Origin of the sequence: Priestia aryabhattai (genome assembly GCF_023715685.1) — a bacterium.
Lineage (GTDB): Bacteria > Bacillota > Bacilli > Bacillales > Bacillaceae_H > Priestia > Priestia aryabhattai_B.
Genome location: NZ_JAMBOQ010000001.1, coordinates 1,186,293 through 1,213,222, shown reverse-complemented (window position 1 = coordinate 1,213,222; position 26,930 = coordinate 1,186,293). Strand labels below are relative to the sequence as shown.

Here is a 26,930-nt window from a genome sequence, read left to right as displayed (position 1 = left end):
ATGGAGAGAGGTTATTTAAAAATCACTCTTATTAAAGGAAAGAAAACGCCGATGATAATAGAGAAACGATCGGTATACAAAGTTTTAGAGGAATTTTAATTAGGGGATTGATGTAAACGTGGCGCAGCTACTTAAGGTGCAAGATTATATTTCCCGTTATGAAAATGACGTTTATCACTATACGTCTCAGTTTAATCATTTAAAAAAACATAATTGGAAGCAAGCAAAGCAATTATTTGAAGAAGGGCTATTATATGAGCCACCTGTACAAGAAGAAACAAAAGCTCAACGTTCATTTTTTCAAAAAGCCAAAGAGCGATTTACAAGAAAAAAAGAAACGTTTGAAGTGGAAGAAGCGTTCTCTAGCGATAGCGTGGAAAATCAAGAGCTATTGAGATTTACAACTCTTCCACAAACAGCGGAAGATTTGAAAATATTGTTTTTAGAAAATGTATTTGATCTTCAAATGAAATGGGCTACATCCACTTTATTTGAGTTCTCGCAAGCAGATCGGAAATATTACCATGATGAAGCTCTCCGTTATTTTATTCAGCGCTTTCCTGATACGTATCTCGTGATGTACAAGCCTGTTTTCCTGCTTAATAAAGCTCCAGTAGAAGGGGATATCATTATTGTTACTCCAACGGAAACCCTCTGTATTTGTTTAATAGAAACATATAAAAGCGCTGTTTTTCAGTATTCAAAAGAAAATTTTTGGGCAGAGTTAAGAGGAAGAGATCAAAAAAAGATATTAAATCCTTTAATTGGGTTAAATCGAACGGAGCAAATTGTCCGAAGCATCTATCGTACTCACGATATCGAACATAACGTAAAGAAAATATTACTGAGCAGAAATGGATACATTGATTACGCTGCGGAGCCTTATCAGATTGAATTTGTAGATGCTAGAAAGTATGAAGAGTGGTTTTATGAACTTCGGAAATCTAAAGTGCCTTTAAAGTTTAAACAGATGAAAGCAGCTCAAGTATTGCTTGAACACAGCCAGAGTATTTATTTTGACCGAGAATTCGAAGCAGGTGAATAATACGAACATTCATGTTATGAAAGTGCTTTCGTTTTTGCGTTTGCTACATATAATGCTACTAAAGAGGTAATAGGCATAAGGAGGAGAAAAGGATGACTGGTGATAATAAGTTTCAGGCTTATTTAGATCAAATAGATCGTATTACTCTTTTAGTTCCAACTTCTTATCATGAAGGTCAAATTGATTTTTTTGTGATTAAAAGTACACAAATGCATGGGACCATCTCTATTGAAAACGCACATGAATTAGAAGGTTTTATCAAATATGAAGGCAAGGTTGAAGGTAGCATAGAAATTGGACATTCGTACGTTATCTGTGATAATTACGGGGAGAAAGTTCCGCTGCAGGTAGGGGCTGTTATACGAACCAAAGAGTTTGATGAAAGATTTTATTATAATCAAAATGATTTGGGTGCAGCCTTTTATTCAGATCATATTATGGTAAAAATCTGGGCCCCGACTGCATCAGCAGTGGTTTTAAAATTGATACATGCAAATAGTGGGGAAGAAGAACTGTACGTCATGACTCGGCAAAGAAAAGGCGTATGGGAAAAGGAACTTCCCTTAGATAAAGAAGGGTATTATTATCGATTTTTAATAGATGTAAATGGCCGGACAAATGAAGCGGTGGACCCTTATGCCGTTGCAGCTACAGCAAATAGTGAATACGGAGTTCTTATAAATCTTCATACAACCTATGTTCATCTCCATGAAAAGCCGCCTTTCCTTCAGCCAACGGATGCCGTTATTTACGAAATGCACGTTCGAGACTTTTCTATTCATCCTTCAAGCGGGATAGAAGAAAAAGGTACGTACCTAGCTGTTACTGAATCAAGCGGGCAGCCAGGCAAAACAACAGGGCTTCATTATTTAAAAGAACTAGGAGTGACCCACCTTGAATTTCTTCCTATTAACGACTTTGGAGGAGTAGATGAATTAAATCCTCATGCTTCTTATAATTGGGGGTATAATCCATTGTTGTTTAATGTGCCAGAAGGAAGCTACTCTGCTGCCCCTTCAAACCCTACCACTCGTATCGTTGAAGTGAAGCAATTAATATCAACACTTCATCAACAGGGATTCCGTGTTATTATAGATGTAGTTTATAATCACGTATTTGTACGAGAAGAATCACCTTTTGAAAAAATTGTTCCAGGCTATTATTTTCGACACGATGAGTTTGGGATGCCTTCGAACGGGACGGGAGTAGGAAATGATTTTGCTTCTGAACGGAAAATGGCACAAAAGTTTATTATTGATTCGGTATTATTTTGGATAAAAGAGTACGGTGTTGATGGTTTTCGCTTTGACCTCATGGGGATTTTAGATATAGAAACAATGAAAATCATTCGGGAAAAAATAAATGAAATTGATTCCACTATTTTGGTTTTTGGCGAAGGCTGGGATTTAAATACTCCTCTTCCCTACAATCAAAAAGCAATCATAGCGAATGCCCGCCAAACGCCTCAAATCGGCTATTTTAATGACCGCTTTCGAGATTCTGTAAAAGGAAGCACGTTTGATGTATATGAAAAAGGTTTTATCAGCGGGAATTCTCATCAAAAAGAGGCGGTGCAATCTGTGATCGCGGGGAGCATTCTGGATAAAGAAGACAGTCGAGCTTTATTTATAAATCCAGCACAGTCAGTTAATTACGTTGAATCACATGATAATCATACGCTGTGGGATAAGTTAACGAATTCAAACGGAGAAGAAGACGAAGATACTCGTAGAAGTCGTCACCGCCTTGCTACTGCTATTGTGCTTCTTTCGCAAGGTATACCGTTTCTTCATAGTGGTCAAGAGTTTTACCGCACTAAAAAAGGCGTAGAGAACAGCTACAATTCACCCGATGATATTAATGCACTTGATTGGAATCGAAGAATCAAATTTTCTTCTGATGTGAATTGGGTTCAAGAGCTGATTCGTATTCGCAAACAGCACGGTGCATTTCGCTTGGGGGATGCTTCAGCGATCAGGCAGCATGTCTCTTTCCTAAACACACCGCAATCCGTTATTGGCTATTGCTTATCAAATGTATTGGCTTACGGTCCGTGGAAGAATATTATCGTGTTTTTTAATCAAGGGCTAATGGAAGAAAAAGTAGTTTTGCCAGAAGGACCATGGAAAATAGCACTTGATCATTGTAAAGTATATAAAAATGGGTATCCTACTATAGAGGATAATGCTATAAACGTTTCAAAGCTTAGCGTTCTTATTTTATTTCAAACGTAATTATTGTCTTCAACCACTTGACGAAAAAAGTGTGATGGAGATAATATTTATAAAGGATGGCTATTGATACATATCCTCAATAGCCGTCTTTTTTATTTACTAAGAAAATAACGTCATGATGTCTTAATAGATTGCTTTATTGAGTGAAATTTTTAAACGAAATGTGTGTGTTGAAATTGAAGGTGAATTGGTTGGAAGATATATTAGGAAGCGAATGGGAAATTACTCCTGCTGGCGGAGCGACAGGAGAAGCTTATTTTGCAAAATTTCAAGACCGAAAGCTTTTTTTAAAGCGTAATTCATCACCTTTTTTAGCAGTATTGTCAGCTGAAGGAATTGTACCGAAGCTCGTGTGGACAAGACGAATGGAAAATGGAGATGTGATCACAGCTCAGCACTGGCTAGATGGTCGAGAATTAAAACCAAAAGATATGAATTCGAGTCGAGTGACAGAATTGCTTAGTAAAATTCATCATTCAAACGAGTTATTAGATATGTTGAAAAGGTTAGGGAAAACACCGCTTCTTCCCGAAGACGTGCTAGCCGATATTCTAGAGAACGTGGACGAACGACTTCAAAAAGAGAGTATTGTAGAGCAGGGAATTAGTTATTTACAAGCAGAGCTTCCGTCCGTTCAGACAGATAAATATGTTGTGTGTCACTGTGATGTGAATCACAATAACTGGATGCTTGGAGAGAATACGCAGCTATATTTAATCGATTGGGACGGAGCGATGATTGCAGATCCTGCTATTGATTTAGGTTTATTGCTTTATTGGTACATCAATCCATCTCAGTGGGAAGAATGGCTTGAGCATTATGGGATTGAACTAACTGAGAACTTGAAAAAGAGAATGAAGTGGTACGTGATAAGTCAAACCATTTTATTCATTGAATGGCATCGTTCGAAAAATGAACATTCTGAAATGAATTACTGGCTTGAATATCTTCGGATGTTGCTCGTCAATGATATTCAAGCACAGTAGCAAAGATTATGACAAGGTAGATAGTTCTTGGACCCATTGTGATAAATTTTGTTGATTGGTTTGAATATGTTCGTCTAAATGAGTAGCACTTTTTGCATCTTGCGTGTATTTATACACGTTTTGTAGTGTTGCTTGTATGTCTGTGTTAGCATATCCTTTTGCTAGCATTGATTGAATTAAACGTTCAACCTGTTCACATTCCGCAACCGTTCCGCAGCAATCACTTTGATGATTAGATAAAATATCTTTTAATATATTCATTTGGTGTTCGGCATTTAAAGGCATTAAGCATCATCCTTTCTCGTATGATGCTCTTATTTTTTTCTATCTAAACACAATTATGCATGAGAATGTCGGTTGTTTCGAATAACCGACATTTTCAATGCGTCAAAATACATTAAAGAGGTGCAACATGAGATTACGAAACAAACCTTGGGCAAAAGATAAAATTGCTGAAAATCCCCATTACGTGGTTCCAAACCCAGCAGAGTATAAAGGGAACTGGAAAGAGGTTTTTGGAAATGAAAACCCTGTTCATATTGAAGTAGGAACAGGAAAAGGCCAATTTTTAGTAGGGATGGCTAAACAAAATCCGCATATCAACTATATTGGAATTGAAATGTATGAAAGTGTCATCTTAAGTGCTCTAGAACGATTGATTGAAGAAGAGCTTCCAAATTTAAAGCTGTTGAATGTAGACGCTAACCATCTTAGTGAGTTTTTTGCAAAAAATGACGTGGGTCGCGTTTATCTCAATTTCTCTGATCCATGGCCAAAAAAGAGACATGCCAAGCGCCGTTTAACATACAAAACGTTCTTAAGCATGTATGAAAATCTGCTGGTTGATGGTGGAGAAATTCACTTTAAAACAGATAATCAAGGGCTATTTGAGTATTCATTGACAAGTTTTTCAGAATATGGGCTTCTTCTTAAGTACATTAGCTTAGATTTGCATAAAAGCGATTTTGAAGGCAATGTTATGACGGAATATGAAGAGAAATTTTCACAAAAAGGCAGCCGCATTTACCGCTGTGAAGTAAAATACTTGAATGAAAAAGACTGATTCCCTCAGTCTTTTTTTGTTCAAAAAGAGAAGGAGATAGTGATAAAATAAAAAGGAATATAATGGAGGTGTAAAATGGAAACGTTAACAATAGGGAAATTAAAAGTGACATGGCTTCGTGGAGGGAATAATCATTTAGACGGAGGGGCAATGTTTGGTGTTGTTCCAAAAGAGCTTTGGACAAAAAAATATCCCATCTCAGAAGGAAATCGAATTCCGATGAGGACTGATCCTTTGCTCGTTCAAACTGAAAAACACCTCATGTTAATTGATGCAGGCATAGGAAATGGTATGTTGGATGAGAAAAAAAAGCTTCATTTTGGTGTAACTGAAGAATCATTTATTGCTGAAGACTTACAAAAGTTAGGGTTTACGTGCGAAGATATTACTCATATCATTATGACGCATCTTCACTTTGATCATGTGTCAGGCTTAACAAAATGTATCAACGGACATTTTTCCTCTGCTTTTCCAAATGCACGAATTTTTGTTAGTGAAATTGAGTGGAATGAAATGAGAAATCCTAATATACGTTCTAAAAATACGTATTGGAAACAGAATTGGGAATTTATTCAACATCAAGTAACAACATTTAGCCACAAAGATGAAATTGTGCCTGGAGTAACGGTTCATCATACCGGCGGTCACAGCGATGGTCATGCTGTAGTTGTATTAAAAGGAAACAATGACATCTTAGTGCACATGGGCGATCTTTTGCCAACACATGCACATCAAAATGTCTTATGGGTAATGGCATATGATGATTATCCAATGACTTCGATTGAACAAAAGCAGCAGTGGCTAGCTTATGCCTATGAGCATCAAGCTTGGCTAAGTTTTTATCATGATGCTTTTTATCGAGCTGTAAAATGGGATAATAAAGGAGAAATAGTTGACGAAATTAAACGGATGCATTCAGCGTCAATTCAATAATAGCGCCGCTTTTTTTATCAACGAAAAACTCGTAATGTTCTTGTTTTGCATCACGTGTTCGGATAATTCCACCTGTATAACCATAAAAAGAGAGACCATGTTTTTGAATGACTTTAGTCGTTGTTTCAATCCATGAGCCGTCGATTGCCCCATTTTGTTTAAAAGCGCTTTTAACAATCGTAAGGGCTTCCGATGAGGAAATTGACGACTTTCTTTTTTGAATAATATAAGCGCTTGCAAATCCGACTGCAGCTCCTGTTATTAGTTGAGTCCATTTCACGTTATTCACCTGCTTTTTAAGGATATGTTTTCATCATTATATCAAATTGTCGAATGCTTTGTTAAGTTGAGTTATAGAAGAGAAGGACGGAACTAGCAACTATTTCCGGTTTTCGATACAATAAAGAAAAAGGTACATAAAGGAGAGTATATATGAACAATGAAACGCTATCTCTATTTAAAACATTAACGGAGTTACCAGGTGCCGCTGGAAACGAACATCAAGTACGTTCATTTATGCGCTCGCAAATTGAACCCCTTGTAGATGAAGTCATTCAAGATGGGTTAGGAAGTTTATTCGGCGTTCGCTATAATGAAGAAAAAGGTCCTAAAGTAATGGTAGCAGGACATATGGACGAAGTAGGATTTATGGTTACGTCTGTAACAGATAAAGGAATGCTTCGTTTCCAAACTCTAGGAGGATGGTGGGGTCAAGTACTGCTAGCTCAACGCGTACATGTTGTTACAAAAAAAGGTCCAATCACCGGCGTTATTGCTTCTATCCCTCCGCATTTATTAGACGAATCACAGCGCAACAAACCAATGGCTATTAAAAATATGATGATTGATGTGGGCGCAGATAGCAAGCAGGAAATAGCAGAAATGGGCATTCGTCCCGGCGATCAAATTGTACCGATTTGTCCGTTTACGCCAATGGCAAATGAAAAGAAAATACTGGCGAAAGCATGGGATAACCGCTATGGGTGCGGCCTTGCTATTGAATTATTAAAAGAAGTAAAAAATGAAAAACTGCCAAATATCTTGTACTCTGGAGCTACTGTTCAAGAAGAAGTGGGACTTCGAGGTGCCCAATCAGCTGCTAATATGATTAAACCAGATTTGTTTTATGCGCTAGATGCTAGCCCTGCTAACGATACATCAGGCGATAAAAATGCATTTGGACAATTGGGAAAAGGAGTATTACTTCGCATCTTTGACCGTACGATGGTCACACATAGAGGCATGAGAGAGTTTATTTTAGATACAGCTGAAACAAACAGCATTCCTTATCAATACTTCGTTTCCCCAGGAGGCACGGATGCAGGGCGCGTTCATACTTCCAATAATGGAGTTCCTTCTGCAGTGATCGGCGTATGTTCACGTTATATTCATACCCATGCATCTATGATTCATGTAGATGACTATGCAGCTGCAAAGGAATTATTAGTCAAACTTGTGCGTTCTACAGATCAAACAACGCTTGATACGATTAAGCAAAACGGATAAAAAAGAACAAAGCAGCTGCTTTTGCGGTTGCTTTGTTTTATAATGACGGGAGAAAAAAATGAAAATTGCCATCGGAACGAAGAACCCAACAAAAGTAAATGCAGTAAAAAAAGTATTTGGAGATATTTTTACATATGTAGAGGTAGACGTGCAGTCTGGGGTGTCGCCACAGCCTTTTTCTGATGAAGAAACCATCCGAGGAGCGATTAACCGCGCGCATGCTGCTGTCAAAGAAACAGGTGCTGATATTGGCATTGGGCTTGAAGGAGGGGTTCAAGAAACGCCTCATGGCTTATTCCTTTGCAATTGGGGAAGTCTTGTTACCTTTAAGGACCTTGAACCGGTTTTAGCGGGAGGGGCCCGTATTCAGCTTCCTGAAGCGGTAGCCGATATGCTTCGTCATGATAAAAAAGAATTAGCCGAAGCTATGGAAGTGTATACAAACCAAAAGAACATTCGAAAAAAAGAAGGAGCAATTGGTATTTTCACCAATGGAAATTTAGATCGGACCACTATGTTTTATCAGGTTGTTTTAATGCTAAAAGGCCAGCTGGATTTTAGGGCAAATCAAGCTGTTCAGTAGGAAATTTCTTTGTAAACCTTTATAATGGAAAAGCATCAGTGTATGATAGTTGCAACAACTCATATACTATGTTTTGATGTAGAAGGATTAAATAATGTATAGGGCTTTAGCCGTTTAAATACGAAAGAAAAAGAAAAAGTGGAGGAAAGAAAAATGGAAAAAATGCAAACAATTGAACAATACAAAGAAATCATTAAAGAAGGAAAACATATCATGATGTTTTCAGCAGACTGGTGCCCAGATTGCCGAGTAATCGAGCCTGTGCTTCCAGAAATTGAGGCGAATCATAGCGAGTATACATTTCACTATGTCGATCGCGACGACTTTATCGATCTTTGTGCAGAATTAAGCATCTTTGGTATTCCGAGCTTCGTTGGTTACAGCAACGGAGAAGAAACAGGGCGTTTTGTCAGCAAAGACCGTAAAACAAAAGAAGAAATTGAAGAGTTCATTAACGGCTTAAATGCATAAATCAAGTGAAGACTGATAGCTATCTACAGCTATCAGTCTTCATACATAAAAATGAGAAAAGGAGGCGTAAATATGGCGAAAATGAATAGTCAAAAGATGAGAAAACTACTAGAAGAGCGATTAACGGGTGCAGATTGGTCGTTTTTATTTGATCGTGAAAAAGATACGCTGCGCGTTGAACATCAGGAAACGAAAAAAGGTGTAACCATTTCTTTACCTGGGCTAATTGCAAAATGGGAAGAAAAAAAGGAAGCAGCTCTAGATGAAATGGTATATTATATAAAAGAAGCTCTTCGTGTTATGAACGATGAACAGCAGGTAACGGGAAAAGAAAAGCGCATTTATCCAGTTATTCGCTCAACGTCTTTTCCGGATAAATCGAATGAAGACGTGCCGTTGATTTATGATGAACATACAGCTGAAACACGCATTTATTATGCGCTTGATTTAGGCAATACATATCGTCTATTAGATGAGAAACTAATTCGTAAGGAAAATTTAGATCTATCCGCAGTGCGGGAAATGGCTAAATTTAATCTTCGCTCTTTGCCGATTTCACATAAAAAAGATACGGTAGCAGGCAATGACTTTTATTTTGTAAATCAGAACGATGGATATGATGCAAGCCGAATTCTTAACGAGGCATTTTTACAGGATTTTGCTTCTAGTGTTTCGGGCACAATGGCTGTAGCAGTACCTCACCAAGATGTGCTGATTCTAGCTGACATTCAAAACGAAACAGGTTATGATATTCTTGCGCAGATGACCATGAGCTTTTTTGCAAGTGGACGTGTACCCATCACGGCTCTTTCATTTTTATACGAAAACGGTGAGCTAGAACCTATTTTTATTCTAGGAAAAAATCGCAGTAAAGGACGGGACTAATTATGAATCTTTTTTATAATAAAGAAGGCATCGGCGATACGTTAATCGTCAAGCTAGAAGATATCGCAATCGAAAATCGAACGTTTGAAACAAAAGGCGACGTTGTGCGTATCTTTGATCAAAAATCAAATACAACAGCTGGCTATAACATCTTTCATGCTTCTTCTAAGTTAAAAGTAGAGGGAAATGGTTCTCTTGAATTAACAGAAGAAATGGTGGAAGAAGTAAATCGTGTACTTAGCGAAAGCGGTTTTGAAGGTAAACTTGAAGTGGATTTATCTCCTAAATTTGTAGTGGGATATGTTCAAGAGAAGGAGAAGCATCCAAATGCAGATAAGCTGAATATCTGTAAAGTAGATGTTGGCACAGAAACACTTCAAATTGTATGTGGAGCACCAAATGTAGACGCAGGTCAAAAAGTCGTGGTAGCAAAAGTAGGAGCGGTTATGCCAAGTGGTATGATTATTAAAGATGCAGAACTGCGCGGTGTACCTTCTTCAGGTATGATTTGTTCTGCTAAAGAGCTGGCGCTTCCGAACGCTCCTCAAGAAAAAGGAATTTTAGTACTTGAGGACAAATATGAAGTAGGTCAACCTTTTCAAGCATAAAAGCAGAGTGCGATACTGATTTATAGGGCAAAAGCATGATGTTTTTTTACACGTATATTTCAAAGCGTTACAGTTGCTGAAAAGCAATTGTCAATTCTTAAAAAGGTTTGATAAAATTAAAAGCCACTAGTATATACTAGTGGCTTTTTTGCGTTTAGTTATTAGTGCTAACTAGACGCGAAAAAATATTTTTGCAAAGAGGAATTTTACTGTATAAATAAGGGAAGCAAAATAGTAGATTTTATAGTAAGAGTTCAAGCATACGTGATAGAATGATAAATGAAAAGATAGTATATATATCCATCTCAGAGAATACTTTGAGGCCAAAGGTAAATAAAGGATGCATGGATAGCTTTTTGTAAATGTCGCGGCACTGCGATATAAGAGGCTAAACGAAGTAAGATAGTCTGATAGAAAGAGTGATAAAAATGGGTTTTGTACGAAAAGTAATGGATTATTTACTAGGATACGAAGTGAAAGAAATCGTTGTAGACGAACATGGTAATACAACGGAAGAATACCCTTTAAATAGAGAAAAAACAATTCCTAAAAAGAAGGCGCTTAAGCCTAAACAAATGCAGTCAGTGCACCAAAAGCCAGTGATGAAAGCAGCACCAAAACCTTCTGTCTCACATTCGACCAGACCGCAAAAGCGGAGTTACAGTGAAGAACAGCAAGATGTTCATACAAAAGTAGCTTATCAATATCCAAAAGGAACGTTTCGCTTTCCTTTGATTGAGGACACGGGAGAAGCAAAAAAGGCAGCGGTTCCTAAAAATGAACCAAGAGCTGTAACAAGAAAGGCACCGGCTCCATTTTATCAAGAGCCTGTTCGCAAGTCGGCGCTAACGCAGCCTAAGTCAGTGTCTCAGCCGTTAAAAACGGTATCAGAAAAGAAAGAAGCGGTTCCGCAAGTAAGGAAACGTCCGTTTCGTCCGACTGAAATTCCTTCACCTGTATATGGGTTTAATAAGCGTCCTTCTAATGTTGTACAAAGCGGAAGTGAGGAAGTAGTAGAATATGAGCTTCCGAGTACACAATTATCAAAAGCAGCGTTTGAAGATGAAATTTACCGACGAGCGATGAATACGGCTGTCGTAGAGCCGCTAAGAAAACCGGCCTTTAAGCCCGTAGATGAAGAAGCACCGATTCAAGAAACGGAAGAAATGAAGCAACAGTCTTCTCAGCGTTTTGCTCAGTGGAAGCAATATGAGGAAAATCAAAAAGAGAAACTATCATTTCCTGAAGAAAAGCCAAGTTCTTCAGTAGCCGTAAAAGAACAAGAAGAGGCTCAAGCTTTTGAAGAATCACACGCGGTCGAACCGTTAGTGGGACAAGAGAAAACTCTTGACTGGGATTTAGTGGAAGATACGGCAGTGGCAGAAGAAGTTCCAATTTCAGAGGAAATCCGCCTGTCTGAATCCTCAGCTTCTCTCCAACAAGAGACAGGAAATGAGGCTGAAGAGGTAGAAGCAGAAACGTTGATGGACGGAAGCGCAGCGCTTTTACAAGCAGCAGAAGAAGTAGAAGCACTAAAGCCTAGAAAGATAGAAGAAGCTCCGGCTGCTGAGAAAGAAAGTGACTTCATTCTAGAAGAGCCAACAAACAGTGTGAATATTGAAGCAGAACATGAGCTGAATTCTGAAAGTTTAAATCCATCGCAACCCACAGCTGATGAATTGCAACCAGAAGCGGCTGCCCCTGTTGTTCACCAAGAGCTTGAAAATTCAGTGATAAAAGAGGAAGAGAGCGGTATACAGGAAAGTCAAGAGTTACACGGACAAGTACAGCAAGAGCCAGCTGTAGAACCTCTTGTGCCTGCAGAACATCCAGGGAATGCTGAACGAGCTCGCGGTAAGCGATTAGTGCCTTTTAACGTGATGATGCTAAAAAAAGACCGCACAAAGATGGATAACAGCGCCCGAGAAAAAAGTCAGCCGTCACAAGGTTCATACCAAAGGCAGGAGCCAGAAGCTCTGCAAAAAAAAACGGAAGTAAGTAGGCAAGAAGAAGTTCATGGTGAAAAAACACAAGAAGCGGTTCCACAAGCTTCGTTAAAAGCTGAAGAACCCGTAAATGTAAAGGCTTCTTCTCCTTATACATTTCCTGGAATGAATTTGCTTAACATTCCTCCGGCTGCTATTGAAGAAGATAATCAATGGGCGGATGAGCAGCGTGAGCTGTTGGATATGACATTAAAAAACTTTAATGTTCGAGCTAAAGTCGTAAACGTCACGCAAGGTCCTACCGTGACCAGATTTGAAGTACATCCTGAACCCGGTGTGAAAGTGAACAAAATTACGAATTTAACAGATGATATTAAACTGAGCCTAGCCGCGCGTGATATCCGAATTGAAGCACCAATTCCAGGGAAAAATACGATTGGAATTGAAGTGCCAAACCGTCAAAGTAAGCCGGTGTTAATTCGTGAAATTTTGAGACATCCTTCTTTTAGAAAAGATAACTCTTCTTTAACGGTGGCGTTAGGGTTAGATATTTCAGGCACGCCGGTTGTGACTGACTTGAACAAAATGCCTCACGGTTTGATTGCCGGAGCGACAGGGTCCGGTAAAAGCGTGTGTATTAATACCATTATCGTCAGCCTGCTTTATAAAGCTGCGCCACACGAAGTCAAGCTTATGTTAATTGATCCTAAAATGGTTGAACTAGCTCCTTACAACGGTATTCCGCATTTAGTCAGCCCGGTTATCACGGATGCTAAAGCAGCTACTACAGCTTTAAAATGGGCAGTAGAGGAAATGGAGCGCCGTTATGAACTGTTTGCGCATGCGGGCGTACGTGATATTAAAAAATACAATGAACGTGTAAAAGAACATAATGAAAAAAGCGGGGAGCTGCCATATCTAGTTATTATCATTGATGAGCTTGCCGATTTAATGATGGTATCTCCAGGAGAAGTAGAGGAAGCTATTTGCCGTATTGCTCAAAAGGCAAGAGCGTGTGGCATTCACTTATTGCTTGCAACGCAGCGTCCTTCTGTAGATGTTATTACAGGCTTAATTAAAGCGAATGTGCCAACGCGTATTGCATTTTCTGTTTCTTCGCAAGTTGATTCACGTACAATTATCGACACAGGGGGAGCAGAGAAGCTATTAGGTAAAGGTGATATGCTGCTTCTTGAAAACGGCTCTTCTAAAAGCGTTCGAATTCAAGGGAACTTTGTTTCAGATGAAGAAATTGACCGCGTTGTAGATCATGTCAAAAAACAAATGAAACCAACATACTTATTTGATCAAGAAGATTTGTTGAAAAAGCAGCAAAGCTTTGCTCCAAATGAAGAAGATGAGCTTTTCTATGAAGCATGCGAGTTTGTGCTAGATCAAGGCGGTGCATCTACTTCCAGTCTGCAAAGACGCTTCAGAATGGGGTACAATCGTGCTGCGCGCCTAATTGATATGATGGAGCAGCAAGGAATTATTTCAGAAGCAAGAGGAAGCAAGCCGAGAGATGTGCTCATTACTGAAAACGAGCTTCAGGAAATGGAAAGTCAAACAGCCACTTCTACATTTTAAGCTGTTTTTCTACATGTAGGTTAAAAAAAGAGGCTATGCAAGTTCAACAGGATACAGCTTTATGTGAGCTAACGCTTTGTCACTGTATCCGCCGCCTCTTTTTTTCCTGCTTTAAGTCTGTTTATACAGAAATTGAGTAGAGATTTTGGAAGAAATCCATCAAGAAAAAACGGAAAAGGTTTGTCAGAACTAGTAAAATGATTTACTATATGTAAGGATAATGTGTGTTTTGCTTTTTTAGCATGTGATAGTTTGCTATCATGTCTCACCGGTAGAAACATATGAGCTGAAGATGTTTAAAGAGGACAAACCAAAATAATTAGAGTACGAGTGAAGAGTAATGACAGAAGAAAATCATGAACTGATTAACTTTAATGAAATTCGTGAACGAAAGCAGCTTCAGTCTGACAATGCTATTTGCGACTTTTACAATCAATATTTCTTTTTTGTGAACCGCTACACGAATATACGAGAAAAAGTGCGGGCTTCACATATATTTAAAGAGTTAGTAAACTTGCCTCATGAGGCGCCTCTGTCTGATTCCCATGAACAATTATTTTTTCAGTGGTTTGCATTTGAATATGTAACCATTCAGGGGAAAACCCTGCTACAGCTTTTTTTAGCTGATCAGGCGAAGCAGAAAACAGAGCCGTTTTTGATTCAAGGAGCCTTTTTTTTGACGAGTGTACTAGAGCCAATTATTGTGTCTAAAGTACCTAATTCGTTTTTCTTAAAAGGATATACCCCATTGACAAATGAGCAGGTTATCATCAAAGATGTAAGAGGAAGATTTGCAAATTTAGAGGAACAACAAGTAATTTGGATTCGAAAAATAAAATCAATCGGATATGACGTGTTAATTGACTCTTTCTTTTTAGGACATAAACAACGCATTGAACAGTTAGTAACGCAATATAATGACAAAAAAAATGCAATGACATGGCGCTCGTTTTTAAAACAGCAGGCTATACAATATGTGATGAAGCCAAAATAAAAGGCCGTTTCGCAAGGGAAGAGAGTAGAAATGGAGTCATGGTGTTATGTTATAAGAAGTGATATAATGTACGAATGTTATCATGAAATCAGCAATCAAACGACATTTATATACGTTTGTAAGAGCAATTCTAGATAACCGTCATATACTGTCTTACAGATAGACGAATGTTGGAGGTTCTTTATATGACAGTTTACCATTTTGTAGGTATTAAAGGAACAGGAATGAGTGCGCTTGCGCAAATCCTAAACGATATGGGCTTTCAAGTTCAAGGATCGGATATTGAAAAAGAAATTTTTACGCAAAAAGCACTAGAACAGCAGGGAATTCCTGTTTTACCATTTGATAAAAATAATATTAAAGACGGCATGACTGTAATCGCAGGAAATGCTTTTCCTGATACGCATGAAGAAATTACAGAAGCAGCTTCAAAAGAAGGAGTCAAGCTTGTACGCTATCACCGTTTCTTAGGTGACTTCATGAAACAGTATACGAGTGTAGCCGTAACAGGAGCACACGGAAAAACATCCACAACGGGTATGTTAGCGCATGTGATTCAAGGAGCTGAACCTACTTCATATTTAATTGGAGACGGTACGGGTAAAGGGGTAAAAGACAGCAAGTATTTTGCGTTTGAGGCATGTGAGTATCGCCGCCACTTCTTATCATATACGCCAGACTATGCAATCATGACGAATATTGATTTTGATCACCCTGATTATTTTGCTAATATCGATGATGTATTCAGTGCGTTCCAAGAGATGGCACTTCAAGTCAAAAAAGGAATTATTGCCTGTGGTGACGATGAACACCTGCAGCAAATTCAAGCGAAGGTGCCCGTTCTTTATTACGGATTAGGCGAAGAAAATGATTTCCAAGCTCGTAATATCGTAAAAAGTACAACAGGCACATCATTTGATGTGTTCGTTCGCAATACATTCCATGCATCATTTGAAATTCCAGGGTATGGCGATCATAACATCTTAAATGCACTTTCTGTTATTGCACTTTGTCATTATGAAGAAATTGACGTTGCTGTGCTACAAGAGCGTTTTAAAACATATCAAGGTGTAAAACGTCGTTTCAGTGAAAAAAACGTTGGCAAACAAGTGCTAATCGATGATTATGCACACCATCCAACGGAAATTAATGCAACGATTTCAGCTGCTCGTCAAAAGTATCCAAACCGTGAAGTTGTGGCTGTTTTCCAACCGCACACATTTACGCGTACACAAACGTTCTTAGAGGACTTTGCAGCAAGCTTACAGCATGCTGATAAAGTATATCTATGCGACATTTTTGGATCAGCTCGTGAGCATCAAGGGAAATTGTCAATTGAAGATTTACGAAGCAAAATCAGCGGAGCTGAATTGATTAATGAAGAAACAATTGAATCGTTAAAAGACCATAATGAAGCTGTATTAGTATTTATGGGTGCTGGAGACATTCAAAAGTTTGAAAAACTATATCAGCAAACCGTATCATAAAAAAAAGGCACTCTCCTGAGTGCCTTTTTTTATTTCAAAAACTTATTTTAAATTTTCAGGATTTAACGCTTTTAATTCTTCAATCACAAATAGCCCGTCTTTACGAATCAATACGTCATCAAAATAAATCTCGCCGCCGCCATATTCTGGGCGCTGAATCATCACCATGTCCCAGTGAATATTTGACTTGTTTCCATTATACGCATCTTCGTAGCACTCACCAGGAGTGAAGTGGAAGCTTCCGTCAATTTTTTCATCAAATAAAATATCTTGCATTGGATGTTGAATATACGGATTTACGCCAATCGCAAATTCGCCAACAAAACGAGCGCCTTCATCCGTATCGAAAATGCCGTTGATGCGTTCTGTATCATTAGCGGTTGCTTCAACAATCTTACCGTTTTTAAATGTTAAGGATACATTCTCAAACGTAAAGCCTTGATAGTTAGAAGGAGTGTTGTAAGAAATTGTTCCGTTTACAGAATCACGCACAGGAGCCGTGTATACTTCACCGTCTGGAATATTCATTTCTCCGGCACACTTCACTGCAGGAATATCTTTAATAGAGAACGTTAAATCCGTATTCTCACCTGTTAAACGCACTTTGTCCGTACGGTTCATCAATTCAACTAAAGCATCCATTGCTTTGCTCATTTTGCCATAGTCTAAGTTGCATACATCAAAATAAAAATCTTCAAATGCTTCTGTACTCATTTTAGCAAGCTGAGCCATTGAATCATTTGGATAACGAAGAACGACCCATTTTGTTTTTGGAACGCGAATTTCTCTATGTACTTTTTTACCGATCGTATTCCCTTGGATTTTCATTTTATCTGCCGGAACATCTGATTGTTCAAAAATGTTTGAACCAGAACGCAAGCCAATATAAGCATTCATTTCTTTCATCACATTTGCTTCGAATTCTGCCATCATATTGAACTGCTCTTCTTGTGCACCATTTAAAAGAGCTCGGTCTACCGAATGATCTTTTAGTAGTACAAACGGATAGCCACCCGCCTTGTACGCTTCATCTACAAGGGCTGTCACAAGTTCGCGCTGAAGTCCAAAGTTTTCGATTAATATTTTTTCACCTTTTTGAAGGCGAACAGAATAATTAATTAAATTTTTAGCTAATGTTGCAATTCTAGGGTCTTTCATAAATAGGGCCTCCTTAAAATAACAATGATTGGTGATTCACTTTCTATTGTACCCCACTGAGCTTATTTTGTTTGTTTTTATGCTTTAAACTCCTTTTTTTCTTTAGGAAGGGAAATAACTCATATATCGCGAAATAATGTAGCAGTCTTCCCTTTTTATGAATAAAAGCAGAGAGAATATGGTAAAGTTAAAGAATCTATAGGGAATAGAAGGTTTAATTGTTTATAAAATTGGGAAAGTAGTTATAACAAGAGAGATGAAAATAGGAGGTGCCTTGCACAGATGGTTATTATTCTTTATTTAAGCGCTGCTATTGTTGCCATTGCAATTTTTTACCTGGTGGTTTCCGTGTCCAAAACATTGAAATCCGTTCAGCAAACATTAAATTCAGTGGCAGGTACTTTAGACGGTGTAGAAAAGCAAATGACAGGAATCACAGCCGAAACAACTGCACTTTTACATAAGACTAATCTGTTAGCTGAAGATATTCAGCGTAAATCCGAAGCGCTGAACACAGTGGTGGATTCTGTTAAAGGCGTAGGTGATTCAATCCAAGATCTAAATAAGTCTATTAAAAGCGTATCATCAAGCGTTTCAGAAAAAGTAGAAGAAAATAAAGAAACTGTTGCTCAAGTCGTTCAATGGAGCAATGTTGCATTAGACGTATGGGAACGTATAAAATTAAGAAAACAGAAAAAAATTGACGCAGAGCCTGTACCTGTTGAAGTAAAAGAAAAAGCGGTTCAACGCTCACGCTCATTTTCATAAGGATGAACTTTAAAGGAGGAGACGCATATGTCAAACAAACCAAATAAACCAAACAACACTTCAAATAAAGGCTTTTTAGTAGGAACAGTTATTGGAGGAGTTGTAGGAGCTGCAACGGCATTATTACTTGCTCCAAAATCAGGTAAAGAGTTCCGTTCTGATTTAAATGAGCAAGCAGCCTACGTTCGTTTAAAAACAGAGCAAGCGAAAAACAGTGCTGTTGAAAAAGGACAAGGATTTGCTCAAACGGCTAAAGAAAAAACGGCTGGTTTATCACAAACATTGTCTGAGCAATCTTCGCAGGTAGTGGACAAAGTGAAAAACTTCCGTAAAGTAGATCCTGAACACGAAGCATTACCTCCAACAAGCTTAGAAGTGCTTGCTGATGAAGTGGAGTCTCAAAGCAACCAAGACGTTCAGCAGAAGCTAACAGAAGCTCAAAAAGCACTAGATGAAGTGGAAAGTACAGTTCCACGACCATAATAAATAATAAAAAGCGTTTACCCGATAGGGTGAACGCTTTTTTTGTATGTAATTTAGGATGGCCAGCAGCACGTAAATGATCGTTTCATAATAAAGAAGAAGAAAAGGGCTATTATACATTTCACTCTAAAACGAATCAGTATGAGATGCTGTTTCCCGCTGGGGGACAAATTGATGATATGAGTTATACAAGAAATAAAGATACAAATGAATTTCTTACAGCTGGTATTCTTAATCAAGATAATAGTGGTGGTCGACTTCGTATTCGATTTAATAAAGAGTTATCTAATTATGGTACAACCATGAAGGACTCAAAAGACCTTTTAAAGAGTGAACTAAATATAACAGAACCATTTCAAAAAGTGAATTTAGATAAAACCATCATATATGTAGCGCCGTTTCAAATAGACGAAGGAGCATTCGGTTTTGGAGGAATCATTTATCGGGTTCAAGGAAAAGGAAGCGTGGAAGCTGTTTATTATGAAGAGTGTAGTCAGTCGCAAGAAGATTGTAATGAAAAAGAAATTAAAAAACGTGCTTATAAAATCATGTCTTCTATAAATTTTATTAAAATGAACTGATGAGTTTCATACATAAAGCTGAGCACTCTTTTTGTATGGAAATGGTCAAACCATGTAAACTTAAGAGTAAGTACAGAAAGGGTGAAAAAAATGAAAAAGATTTCAACAGTGGAAGAGTTCGAACAAGTTGTAAAGGAAAACAACCGCTTTTTATTTTTAAAGCACAGCACAACATGTCCAATTAGTGCAGCTGGTCATGAGGCATTCTCAGCGTTTGCTTCTAGTCATGAAGAAATTCCTTCTTATTATCTTCATGTTCAAGATTCACGTGATGTATCTAACTATATCGCTGAAACGTATGAAGTAAAACATGAATCACCTCAAGCGCTTCTGTTTGAAAATGGGAAAGTAAAGTGGCACGCTTCTCATTGGAACATTAACGAAGAATTAGCGAAAAACGTAGCTCATTAATTGAAAAGAGGCTGGGACAAAAAAAGTTTAGTTGAAGGAAGATCCGAACGATGAATCGAGATTCTTGATGAAGAATCAAACTCGTTCGGATTTTTTCATGGGTATGGTGAACGTAGGTTTCATATATGTAGTTGCTTCTAGCTGTTGATTGGAGGGCAAGGCGAAGACTCCTGAGGGAAAAGCGGAATAGGTGAGACCCTGCAGGAGCGGAAGCGACGAGGAGGCTCATCGCCCGCCCGCGGAAAGCGAAGTCTTGCACGGAAATCAACAGCGGTGTAACAAGTGATCCATACTAGATCATTTTCCAATTTGTTCGTTTTTAGATGGGATTGATTTAGTTATGTCTCAACCGCTTTTTTTTATGTGCTGATTGCGGTTTCATCTGCTTTTTCGTACAATAGATGTAGTTTAGCACATAAAAGCAGAGAAGCCTCTTACACATATCCTCCATCATCTATCATCTTATGTAGTAACCCTGCTAAACGGATTTTTTAAAATCAGTGAAAGGGTGGACGTACATGACCAATTCAGATCTTCAGCATTTGCGATCTCAAATTGACGAAGTAAATATGAAACTGTTAAAGCTTATTAATGAACGAGGAGAGCTTGTTCAAGAAATAGGAAAGTTAAAAGGCATGCAGTCAACCAAACGGTTTGATCCCGTTCGTGAACGAGCAATGCTTGACACGATTCTGAACGAAAACGAAGGACCGTTTCAAACGTCTACGCTTCAACATATTTTCAAAGAGATTTTCAAAGCTCATTTAGAGCTTCAAGAAGATGATCATCGTAAAGCACTTCTTGTATCTCGTAAAAAGAAGCCGGAAAATACAATTGTTACGGTGAAAGGAGAAACGATTGGTGATGGACTTCAGCGTTTTGTAGCAGGTCCTTGTTCAGTTGAGAGCTATGAGCAAGTAGCAGCCGTAGCGAAAGCGGTGAAGCAGCAAGGCGTGCGGATGCTTAGAGGCGGTGCGTACAAACCAAGAACGTCTCCTTATGATTTTCAAGGCCTTGGTTTAGAAGGACTCCAAATCTTAAAAAGAGTAGCTGATGAATATGATTTAGCCGTTATTAGTGAAATTGTTAACCCAGCTGATATTGAAACGGCGTTAGAATACGTAGACGTGATTCAAATTGGCGCTCGTAATATGCAAAACTTTGAGCTGTTAAAAGAAGCGGGTGCGATGAAGAAGCCTGTCTTATTAAAGCGAGGCTTAGCTGCTACGATTGATGAGTTTATTAATGCTGCTGAATACATTGTGTCAAAAGGAAATGATCAGCTGATTTTGTGTGAACGAGGAATTCGTACGTATGAGCGAGCAACGCGAAATACGCTAGATATTTCAGCCGTTCCAATTTTAAAACAAGAAACTCATTTACCTGTTTTAGTCGACGTCACGCATTCAACGGGGAGACGAGATTTACTTGTTCCAACCGCTAAAGCGGCTCTTGCCATTGGTGCGGATGGAATTATGGCCGAAGTTCATCCAGATCCTGCTGTAGCACTTTCTGACTCAGCTCAGCAAATGGATATTCCGCAATTTACTGAATTTATGAAGCAGCTCAAACCTATATGTAACTTAAAGTTATAAAAAAACGTGAAAATGAAAAATTCGTATGCTTTTATGACAAGTTTGAGATACTTAATGGTTTCAAGCTTGTTTGCCTTTCGTTATAATAAAGATACGCGAAATTATCACGTATTTTGAAAACAGTCGATAACTTTTGTCAAAATAGGAAAGAATAAGTGCAAATCCAAAAAACAAGAATTTATGAAATTCTCGTGAAACTTGTCGGAAAAAGGCGGTAAATACGTTGCGATGAAGCACATAGTATCGTATAGTAGTTACAGATATTCGCTATCATTCTGTGATTGCATATGATATAAATTCGCAATTCACTTTTTTTATTTACTTAATATACACTGTCTTTTACATTGTTACATATAAACTGGTAAAATTGTCTTTGCACACGTAATAATAAGGACATGACAGGAATGATTTAGATGCATACAGGGTATCTAAGCTGTATGTAAGAGTGAAGGAGCTAGAAATAGCCATTCTATAAAGGAAGATGGATTTATATACGTAAATACAAGAAATGAAATAAGGATAAAATAAACGAAATGTTTTTCGATAAGGAGTGTTTGTTGTGAACGTAACAATTTATGATGTAGCAAGGGAAGCAAGCGTGTCGATGGCAACGGTTTCTCGTGTGGTAAACGGAAATCCAAATGTAAAACCATCAACTAGAAAAAAAGTATTAGAAACAATTGAAAGACTTGGCTATCGTCCAAATGCTGTAGCGCGTGGATTAGCAAGTAAAAAAACAACGACAGTAGGAGTTATCATTCCGGATATTTCAAATATCTTTTATGCAGAATTAGCGCGTGGAATCGAAGATATTGCAACGATGTACAAGTATAATATCATCTTAAGTAACTCCGATCAAAATCAAGATAAAGAACTTCACCTTTTAAATAACATGCTTGGTAAACAAGTAGACGGAATCATCTTCATGAGTGGGAATGTTACGGAAGAACACGTAGAAGAGCTAAAAAAATCACCGGTTCCAGTTGTACTTGCAGCATCGATCGAATCAACCAATCAAATCCCATCTGTAACTATTGATTATGAACAAGCAGCTTTTGATGCAGTGCAATCGCTAATTGACAGCGGTCATAAAAATATTGCATTCGTTTCAGGTACGTTAGAAGAACCAATCAATCATGCGAAAAAAGTAAAAGGGTACAAGCGTGCTCTTACTGAAAGCAGATTGCCTGTGCGTGATTCTTATATTGTAGAAGGAGACTACACGTACGATTCAGGTATTGAAGCTGTTGAAAAACTATTAGAAGAAGATGAAAAGCCAACTGCTATTTTCGTTGGAACGGATGAAATGGCATTAGGTGTTATTCACGGGGCACAAGATCGAGGGCTGAATGTACCAAACGATCTAGAAGTTATCGGTTTTGATAACACAAGACTTTCAACAATGGTTCGTCCTCAGCTAACATCTGTTGTACAGCCAATGTATGACATTGGTGCAGTAGCGATGCGTCTATTAACGAAATACATGAACAAAGAAACGGTCGACAGCAGCATTGTACAGCTTCCTCACCGCATCGAGTTCAGACAATCAACAAAATAATACCTGTGAATGAATAAGAACGAATCCAAAGTTCAGACACGGGGAGATAGAATATGAAAAAAATTGATATGCTCACACCTATAGGGATACTAATTGGTATCTCTATGGTTGTGTTTGGGGTTATTTCAAGTGGAGGAATGAGCGGTTTTTTAGCTTTTATTGATGTGCCATCGATTTTGATTGTACTGGGCGGCGTTTTTGGTACGCTGTGCGTGAGCTTTCCATTAAAACAATTAAAAAACATGGGAAGAGTAGGGAAACAAGCGTTTCAGTCTAAAGAAATAAACATAGAAGAAATTGTAGGAACATTTGTACATTTATCTGAAAAAGCGCGTCGAGAAGGACTTTTATCGTTAGAAGCAGAGCTTGAACAAATCGATGATTCATTTGTGAAAAAAGGTATTTTACTAGCCATTGATGGAGTAGAACCAGAAATGATTCGAGAGCTGCTTGAAGCTGAAATAGCTGCAGTAGAAGAAAGACATGCGAGAGGTCGAAACATGTTTGAAAAAGCAGCCGATTATGCCCCTGCTTGGGGAATGATTGGGACGCTAGTTGGACTAGTGTTAATGCTAAAGAGCCTTAATACTCCTTCATCGCTTGGTCCTAATATGGCAATTGCTCTTTTGACCACATTGTATGGGTCGCTGCTTTCAAACCTGTTTTTTCAGCCAATCGCAGCTAAATTAGCTGGTAAAACGGAGCATGAGCTTTTTGTTAAAGAAGTGATTATTGAAGGTGTCATTGGCTTGCAGGCAGGCCAAAATTCTCGCTTTGTGCAAGCTAAGCTAAAAGTATTTGTTCCTGTTGAAAAACGAAAGCTTGAAGAAAAGAGAGAGCAAATTCGTGAAGCGTAGAAGAAAAAGGTACTCGGCACAGTCGCCAAAATGGATGGTAACATTTGCTGATTTGGTGACGTTAATATTAGTTTTTTTTATTTTACTATTTTCAATGTCTAGCGTTGATAATCAAAAGTTTCAGACCGTTGTCAATTCACTTACACGCAGTGATTCTTTAGCTTCTGTAGAAAACAAGAGCCAGCAGTCTCAAAAGCTGGATAACATTTTAGCAAAAGTGCAGGACTACCTGCAGGAAAATAAGCTTCAGCACGTCATTACTGCTAAGCGAGATGAACGCGGAGTTGTGCTTATTTTACAAGAACAGGTGCTGTTTGAAACAGGACAAGCAGACATTTTGAAAAGAGGTACCCCTTTTCTAGATGAATTAGGAAGGTTATTCAGTACTATTCCAAATGATATTAAAGTAGAAGGTCATACCGACAATCGACCCATTCACACCTATCGTTATCCATCTAATTGGGAACTATCGGCAGCGCGTGCTAGCGGCGTCATACGTTATTTAACGAACCATTTTTCTCTTTCTGCTAACCGCTTTGAAGCAATTGGATACGGAGATACAAAGCCGCTTGTTCCGAACACGTCTAATGACAATCTACAAAAAAATAGACGCGTCGAAATTATTATTTCAGATCCCGAAGCACAGTGAAAAAGGCCATACGCTTGTATAGCCTTTTTTAAGAATGAGATGTATGAGAACGAATAGGATAAAGAGCGCGCTCAAGAGTTTGAGCGTTTTTTTCTGTTATTTCTGGTTTTCTTGGAATTGGCTGATAGATATTGAGTTCATCATCCCACTGCATGCAAACGGGGTGAGAGGATACTTTTGTCCATTTTTCAAGCCATGACAGAGGAAGCATGCCTTCTGCCTTTCGTTCAATCATTTCAAGCCAAATGAATGACCAAGCCCGAGGAACAACTCGCCAAATATCATAACCTCCTCCGCCAACCGCAACCCATCTTCCCTGACAGTATTCATGGGCAATTTCATGAGCAATTTTAGGAATCTCACGGTATATTTTCGTGGTGCCGCATAAATGAGTGAGCGGATCGTAATAATGAGAATCGGCTCCATTTTGTGTCAAGATAACATCCGGTTTAAAAAAAGCAGCTACTTCTTTTAAAGAGGTCTTATAAACATCGAGCCAAGACTCATCTTCGGTATAAGCATCAACAGGCACGTTAAATGAATAACCATAGCCTTCACTGTGCCCGCGTTCATTAACGTTTCCCGTACCTGGAAACAAGTAGCGTCCCGTTTCATGAATGGAAAGAGTACAAACGGAAGGGTCGTCATAAAATGTCCATTGCACGCCGTCACCGTGGTGAGCATCTGTATCGACATAGAGAACGCGCGCGTTGTACTTTTGCTGCATATATTTAATGGCTACCGCGCTATCGTTATAAATACAGAAGCCGGAAGCTTTTCCTCGAAAGCCGTGGTGCAATCCTCCTCCTAAATTTAGAGCATGCTTAGCTTTTCCAGTCATAACATAATCTACAGCAGTAAGTGTACCCCCAACTAAAAATGCACTGGCTTCATGCATGTTGGGAAACATAGGTGTATCTTCTGTTCCAAGACCAAAATCCGCTGCTTTTTCAACAGAAAGCTCGCCGCTTCCTGCTAATTTTACCGCTTGAATATAGCTAGTATCATGGACAAGCTGAAGTTCTTCATCAGATGCCATCCGCGGTAATACAATATCTTGATTGCCTAAAGCGCCAAATTCCCGTAACAGTTCATATGTTAGTTGAACACGAAGCTGGTTAAACGGATGATTATTGCTGAATTTGTACGAAAGAATATCATCTGAATAAATAAATACAGCATTACTAGTCATTACGTCATCTCCGGTAATTTAGGCCATAACACCTCATAGCCGTTTTCTTTTAATGTATTTATACTAATCAATGGATTAATAGCTTGAATGCGAAGCACAAGGATTTTATATCGTTCATCTACATCAGGGTAGACAAGTACGCTTAAGATGTTTGTTCTCTTTGAACCAAAGAGGGATGTAACTTCAGCGAGCACGCCAGCCTTATTTTCTACTTTTATTTCAATTTGTGAACCTGGTTTATTGGTGCCGGTAAGCTGAATAAACGTATGTAATAGATCTCTTTCGGTCACAACGCCTACTAACCGCTTGTTTCTTGTGACGGGAATACAACCGATTTGATGTTCATAAAAAATACTTGCAATTTCTTCAACAAAATCAAGAGGGTGAGCTGTAATGACTTCTGTTTGCATAATCATCCGCACGGGTTCGGATAGAAGAGCAGATGTATAATTGCTATCTAAAATAGATGGACTTGCATCTCTTACGTCTCGATCAGAAATGATGCCAACTACGTAATGAAGGTCATTAACGATGGGAATATGTCTAATCTTATGTGTATCTAAAAGTTTCATAGCTTCAGCAATCGTATGGTCGGGGGTTAAGGTAACGAGATCGGTTTTCATCATCTCTTCAACAATCATCAGACACGGCTCCTTTTCTTAAAGGTCAGCTTAATACATAAAACGATTTCGAAAGCGCAGGTTGTCAAATTCTTGCATGCTTTCTTGAGGGACTCTGCTCCCGATTCTTACCATCAAACAATTAGCAGGGTGGGAGCTAATCTCCGGATCATCTGTGGCAAACCACGTAAGTCCGCCTTTATTCATCATTTTCTCCATAATTTTGCGGTAATCCCACACATTTAGCCCTGTTCCTTTTAAATCCCAATGCCAGTAGTATTCTGTCGTAATGACAATATAATCTTCCATTGCATCATCCATCATAGATACGATAAGCAAGTTTTTACCAACAGCGTAGCTGCGAAATGGAGCGGCTACCTCTATAGCTCCTAATTCGATTAAATTCTCCATATTTCCTTCCGACCATCGTTCTAGAGGATCGGGATATAAAAAGGTTACGTAACCAATGATTGTATGGTGATGGCGAGCAATAATGATTCTACCTTCAGGCAAGTTGGCAATCTCGATCAATGCTTCTTTTTGCTGTTCAGGTGGACGAAAGGCCGTTAGTTGCTCATGAAAATCAAGTTGTTGCAAGGTCTGTGAGGAGACAGGTCCTTCAATAACAATTGCTCCAACAGCTGTTTTTAGTTCTTTCATATTGTATGTTTGGGAATGTTTCACATGAATCACCACCTTCAAGCAGTCTTATCTGTATTATAATACAAAA

General features: G+C 38.5%; 27 protein-coding genes. 21 read left to right on the top strand and 6 right to left on the bottom strand.

The features are described from left to right. Window positions 1–118 precede the first annotated feature (118 nt). The 3 genes from M3225_RS06245 (at window position 119) to M3225_RS06235 (ending at window position 4,265) form a co-directional block, all read left to right on the top strand. A complete protein-coding gene (locus tag M3225_RS06245; RefSeq protein WP_251391744.1) occupies window positions 119–1,045 on the top strand; it encodes a hypothetical protein in 927 nt (308 codons plus the stop codon). Between the two features lie 92 nt (window positions 1,046–1,137). Beyond that, entirely contained in the window at window positions 1,138–3,279 is a 2,142-nt protein-coding gene (pulA, locus tag M3225_RS06240; protein ID WP_251391743.1) for a type I pullulanase, read from the top strand. A gap of 161 nt (window positions 3,280–3,440) precedes the next feature. Then, window positions 3,441–4,265: a phosphotransferase family protein gene (locus tag M3225_RS06235; RefSeq protein WP_251391874.1), complete on the top strand. Its 825-nt coding sequence runs from the start codon at window positions 3,441–3,443 to the stop codon at window positions 4,263–4,265. Window positions 4,266–4,271: 6 nt separating this feature from the next. Here the strand turns inward: M3225_RS06235 and M3225_RS06230 are convergent, their stop codons facing one another. Further along, entirely contained in the window at window positions 4,272–4,550 is a 279-nt protein-coding gene (locus M3225_RS06230) for a YtzH-like family protein (RefSeq protein WP_251391742.1), read from the bottom strand. Between the two features lie 127 nt (window positions 4,551–4,677). On the opposite strand from M3225_RS06230, the gene trmB reads away from it, so the two are divergent. Continuing rightward, on the top strand, window positions 4,678–5,328 hold the full coding sequence (gene trmB, locus M3225_RS06225; RefSeq protein WP_251391741.1) for a tRNA (guanosine(46)-N7)-methyltransferase TrmB: 651 nt from the start codon (window positions 4,678–4,680) through the stop codon (window positions 5,326–5,328). Window positions 5,329–5,403: 75 nt separating this feature from the next. After that, window positions 5,404–6,261 carry a YtnP family quorum-quenching lactonase gene (locus M3225_RS06220; protein WP_251391740.1) on the top strand — a complete coding sequence of 286 codons (858 nt, stop codon included), beginning with the start codon at window positions 5,404–5,406 and terminating at the stop codon, window positions 6,259–6,261. On the opposite strand, the gene M3225_RS29795 is transcribed toward M3225_RS06220, so the two are convergent. Further along, window positions 6,230–6,541, bottom strand: coding sequence for a PepSY domain-containing protein (locus M3225_RS29795; protein WP_251391739.1), 312 nt, complete (start codon window positions 6,539–6,541; stop codon window positions 6,230–6,232). The genes M3225_RS06220 and M3225_RS29795 overlap by 32 nt on opposite strands. Before the next feature lie 152 nt (window positions 6,542–6,693). Here M3225_RS29795 and M3225_RS06210 point away from each other — a divergent pair, with 152 nt between their 5' ends. The 8 genes from M3225_RS06210 to murC all read left to right on the top strand — a co-directional run bounded on the left by M3225_RS06210 (window position 6,694) and on the right by murC (window position 16,328). Beyond that, window positions 6,694–7,767, top strand: a complete 1,074-nt coding sequence (locus M3225_RS06210; RefSeq protein ID WP_251391736.1) for a M42 family metallopeptidase — start codon at window positions 6,694–6,696, stop codon at window positions 7,765–7,767. Between the two features lie 58 nt (window positions 7,768–7,825). Then, window positions 7,826–8,350, top strand: a complete 525-nt coding sequence (locus tag M3225_RS06205; protein ID WP_251391734.1) for a DUF84 family protein — start codon at window positions 7,826–7,828, stop codon at window positions 8,348–8,350. Between the two features lie 153 nt (window positions 8,351–8,503). After that, window positions 8,504–8,821 carry a thioredoxin family protein gene (locus tag M3225_RS06200; protein ID WP_013059504.1) on the top strand — a complete coding sequence of 106 codons (318 nt, stop codon included), beginning with the start codon at window positions 8,504–8,506 and terminating at the stop codon, window positions 8,819–8,821. A gap of 72 nt (window positions 8,822–8,893) precedes the next feature. Continuing rightward, complete coding sequence (locus M3225_RS06195) at window positions 8,894–9,706, top strand: DUF1444 domain-containing protein (RefSeq protein WP_014457994.1); 813 nt, start codon at window positions 8,894–8,896, stop codon at window positions 9,704–9,706. A 2-nt stretch (window positions 9,707–9,708) separates the two neighbouring features. Next, window positions 9,709–10,314 carry a YtpR family tRNA-binding protein gene (gene ytpR / locus M3225_RS06190; RefSeq protein WP_013085234.1) on the top strand — a complete coding sequence of 202 codons (606 nt, stop codon included), beginning with the start codon at window positions 9,709–9,711 and terminating at the stop codon, window positions 10,312–10,314. Window positions 10,315–10,742: 428 nt separating this feature from the next. Further along, window positions 10,743–13,847 (top strand): DNA translocase FtsK, encoded by a 3,105-nt coding sequence (locus tag M3225_RS06185; protein WP_251391732.1) that lies wholly within the window; start codon window positions 10,743–10,745, stop codon window positions 13,845–13,847. 340 nt (window positions 13,848–14,187) lie between these two features. Further along, a complete protein-coding gene (locus M3225_RS06180) occupies window positions 14,188–14,841 on the top strand; it encodes a nicotinate phosphoribosyltransferase (protein ID WP_251391730.1) in 654 nt (217 codons plus the stop codon). 185 nt (window positions 14,842–15,026) lie between these two features. Beyond that, entirely contained in the window at window positions 15,027–16,328 is a 1,302-nt protein-coding gene (murC, locus tag M3225_RS06175) for a UDP-N-acetylmuramate--L-alanine ligase (RefSeq protein WP_251391728.1), read from the top strand. A gap of 42 nt (window positions 16,329–16,370) precedes the next feature. On the opposite strand, the gene M3225_RS06170 is transcribed toward murC, so the two are convergent. Then, complete coding sequence (locus M3225_RS06170; RefSeq protein ID WP_251391726.1) at window positions 16,371–17,486, bottom strand: aminopeptidase; 1,116 nt, start codon at window positions 17,484–17,486, stop codon at window positions 16,371–16,373. Window positions 17,487–17,768: 282 nt separating this feature from the next. Between M3225_RS06170 and M3225_RS06165 the strand changes: the two genes are divergently transcribed. The 8 genes from M3225_RS06165 to motS all read left to right on the top strand — a co-directional run bounded on the left by M3225_RS06165 (window position 17,769) and on the right by motS (window position 24,388). After that, on the top strand, window positions 17,769–18,254 hold the full coding sequence (locus M3225_RS06165) for a DUF948 domain-containing protein (protein WP_251391725.1): 486 nt from the start codon (window positions 17,769–17,771) through the stop codon (window positions 18,252–18,254). Window positions 18,255–18,281: 27 nt separating this feature from the next. Then, entirely contained in the window at window positions 18,282–18,737 is a 456-nt protein-coding gene (locus tag M3225_RS06160) for a YtxH domain-containing protein (RefSeq protein ID WP_251391723.1), read from the top strand. A gap of 179 nt (window positions 18,738–18,916) precedes the next feature. Then, on the top strand, window positions 18,917–19,318 hold the full coding sequence (locus M3225_RS06155) for a hypothetical protein (protein WP_251391721.1): 402 nt from the start codon (window positions 18,917–18,919) through the stop codon (window positions 19,316–19,318). Between the two features lie 90 nt (window positions 19,319–19,408). Further along, the gene (gene ytxJ / locus M3225_RS06150; protein ID WP_251391719.1) at window positions 19,409–19,729 is read left to right on the top strand and encodes a bacillithiol system redox-active protein YtxJ; all 321 of its coding nucleotides are present in this window, start codon (window positions 19,409–19,411) and stop codon (window positions 19,727–19,729) included. Between the two features lie 518 nt (window positions 19,730–20,247). Continuing rightward, window positions 20,248–21,324: a bifunctional 3-deoxy-7-phosphoheptulonate synthase/chorismate mutase gene (locus M3225_RS06145; protein WP_251391717.1), complete on the top strand. Its 1,077-nt coding sequence runs from the start codon at window positions 20,248–20,250 to the stop codon at window positions 21,322–21,324. Window positions 21,325–21,883: 559 nt separating this feature from the next. Continuing rightward, on the top strand, window positions 21,884–22,882 hold the full coding sequence (ccpA, locus tag M3225_RS06140; RefSeq protein WP_251391715.1) for a catabolite control protein A: 999 nt from the start codon (window positions 21,884–21,886) through the stop codon (window positions 22,880–22,882). Between the two features lie 53 nt (window positions 22,883–22,935). Then, window positions 22,936–23,739, top strand: a complete 804-nt coding sequence (gene motP, locus M3225_RS06135; RefSeq protein WP_251391713.1) for a flagellar motor protein MotP — start codon at window positions 22,936–22,938, stop codon at window positions 23,737–23,739. Further along, window positions 23,729–24,388 (top strand): flagellar motor protein MotS, encoded by a 660-nt coding sequence (motS, locus tag M3225_RS06130; RefSeq protein ID WP_308215717.1) that lies wholly within the window; start codon window positions 23,729–23,731, stop codon window positions 24,386–24,388. The genes motP and motS overlap by 11 nt, the downstream gene beginning before the upstream one ends. Before the next feature lie 28 nt (window positions 24,389–24,416). Here the strand turns inward: motS and M3225_RS06125 are convergent, their stop codons facing one another. Genes M3225_RS06125 through M3225_RS06115 form a run of 3 tightly spaced genes read right to left on the bottom strand, consistent with a single transcriptional unit; the run spans window position 24,417 to window position 26,884 of the window. Next, on the bottom strand, window positions 24,417–25,580 hold the full coding sequence (locus M3225_RS06125; RefSeq protein WP_251391711.1) for an acetoin utilization protein AcuC: 1,164 nt from the start codon (window positions 25,578–25,580) through the stop codon (window positions 24,417–24,419). Continuing rightward, window positions 25,580–26,221: an acetoin utilization AcuB family protein gene (locus tag M3225_RS06120; RefSeq protein ID WP_251391709.1), complete on the bottom strand. Its 642-nt coding sequence runs from the start codon at window positions 26,219–26,221 to the stop codon at window positions 25,580–25,582. Before M3225_RS06120 ends, M3225_RS06125 begins: the two co-directional genes overlap by 1 nt. Window positions 26,222–26,251: 30 nt before the next feature. Then, on the bottom strand, window positions 26,252–26,884 hold the full coding sequence (locus M3225_RS06115; RefSeq protein ID WP_251391707.1) for an N-acetyltransferase: 633 nt from the start codon (window positions 26,882–26,884) through the stop codon (window positions 26,252–26,254). Window positions 26,885–26,930: the final 46 nt, after the last annotated feature.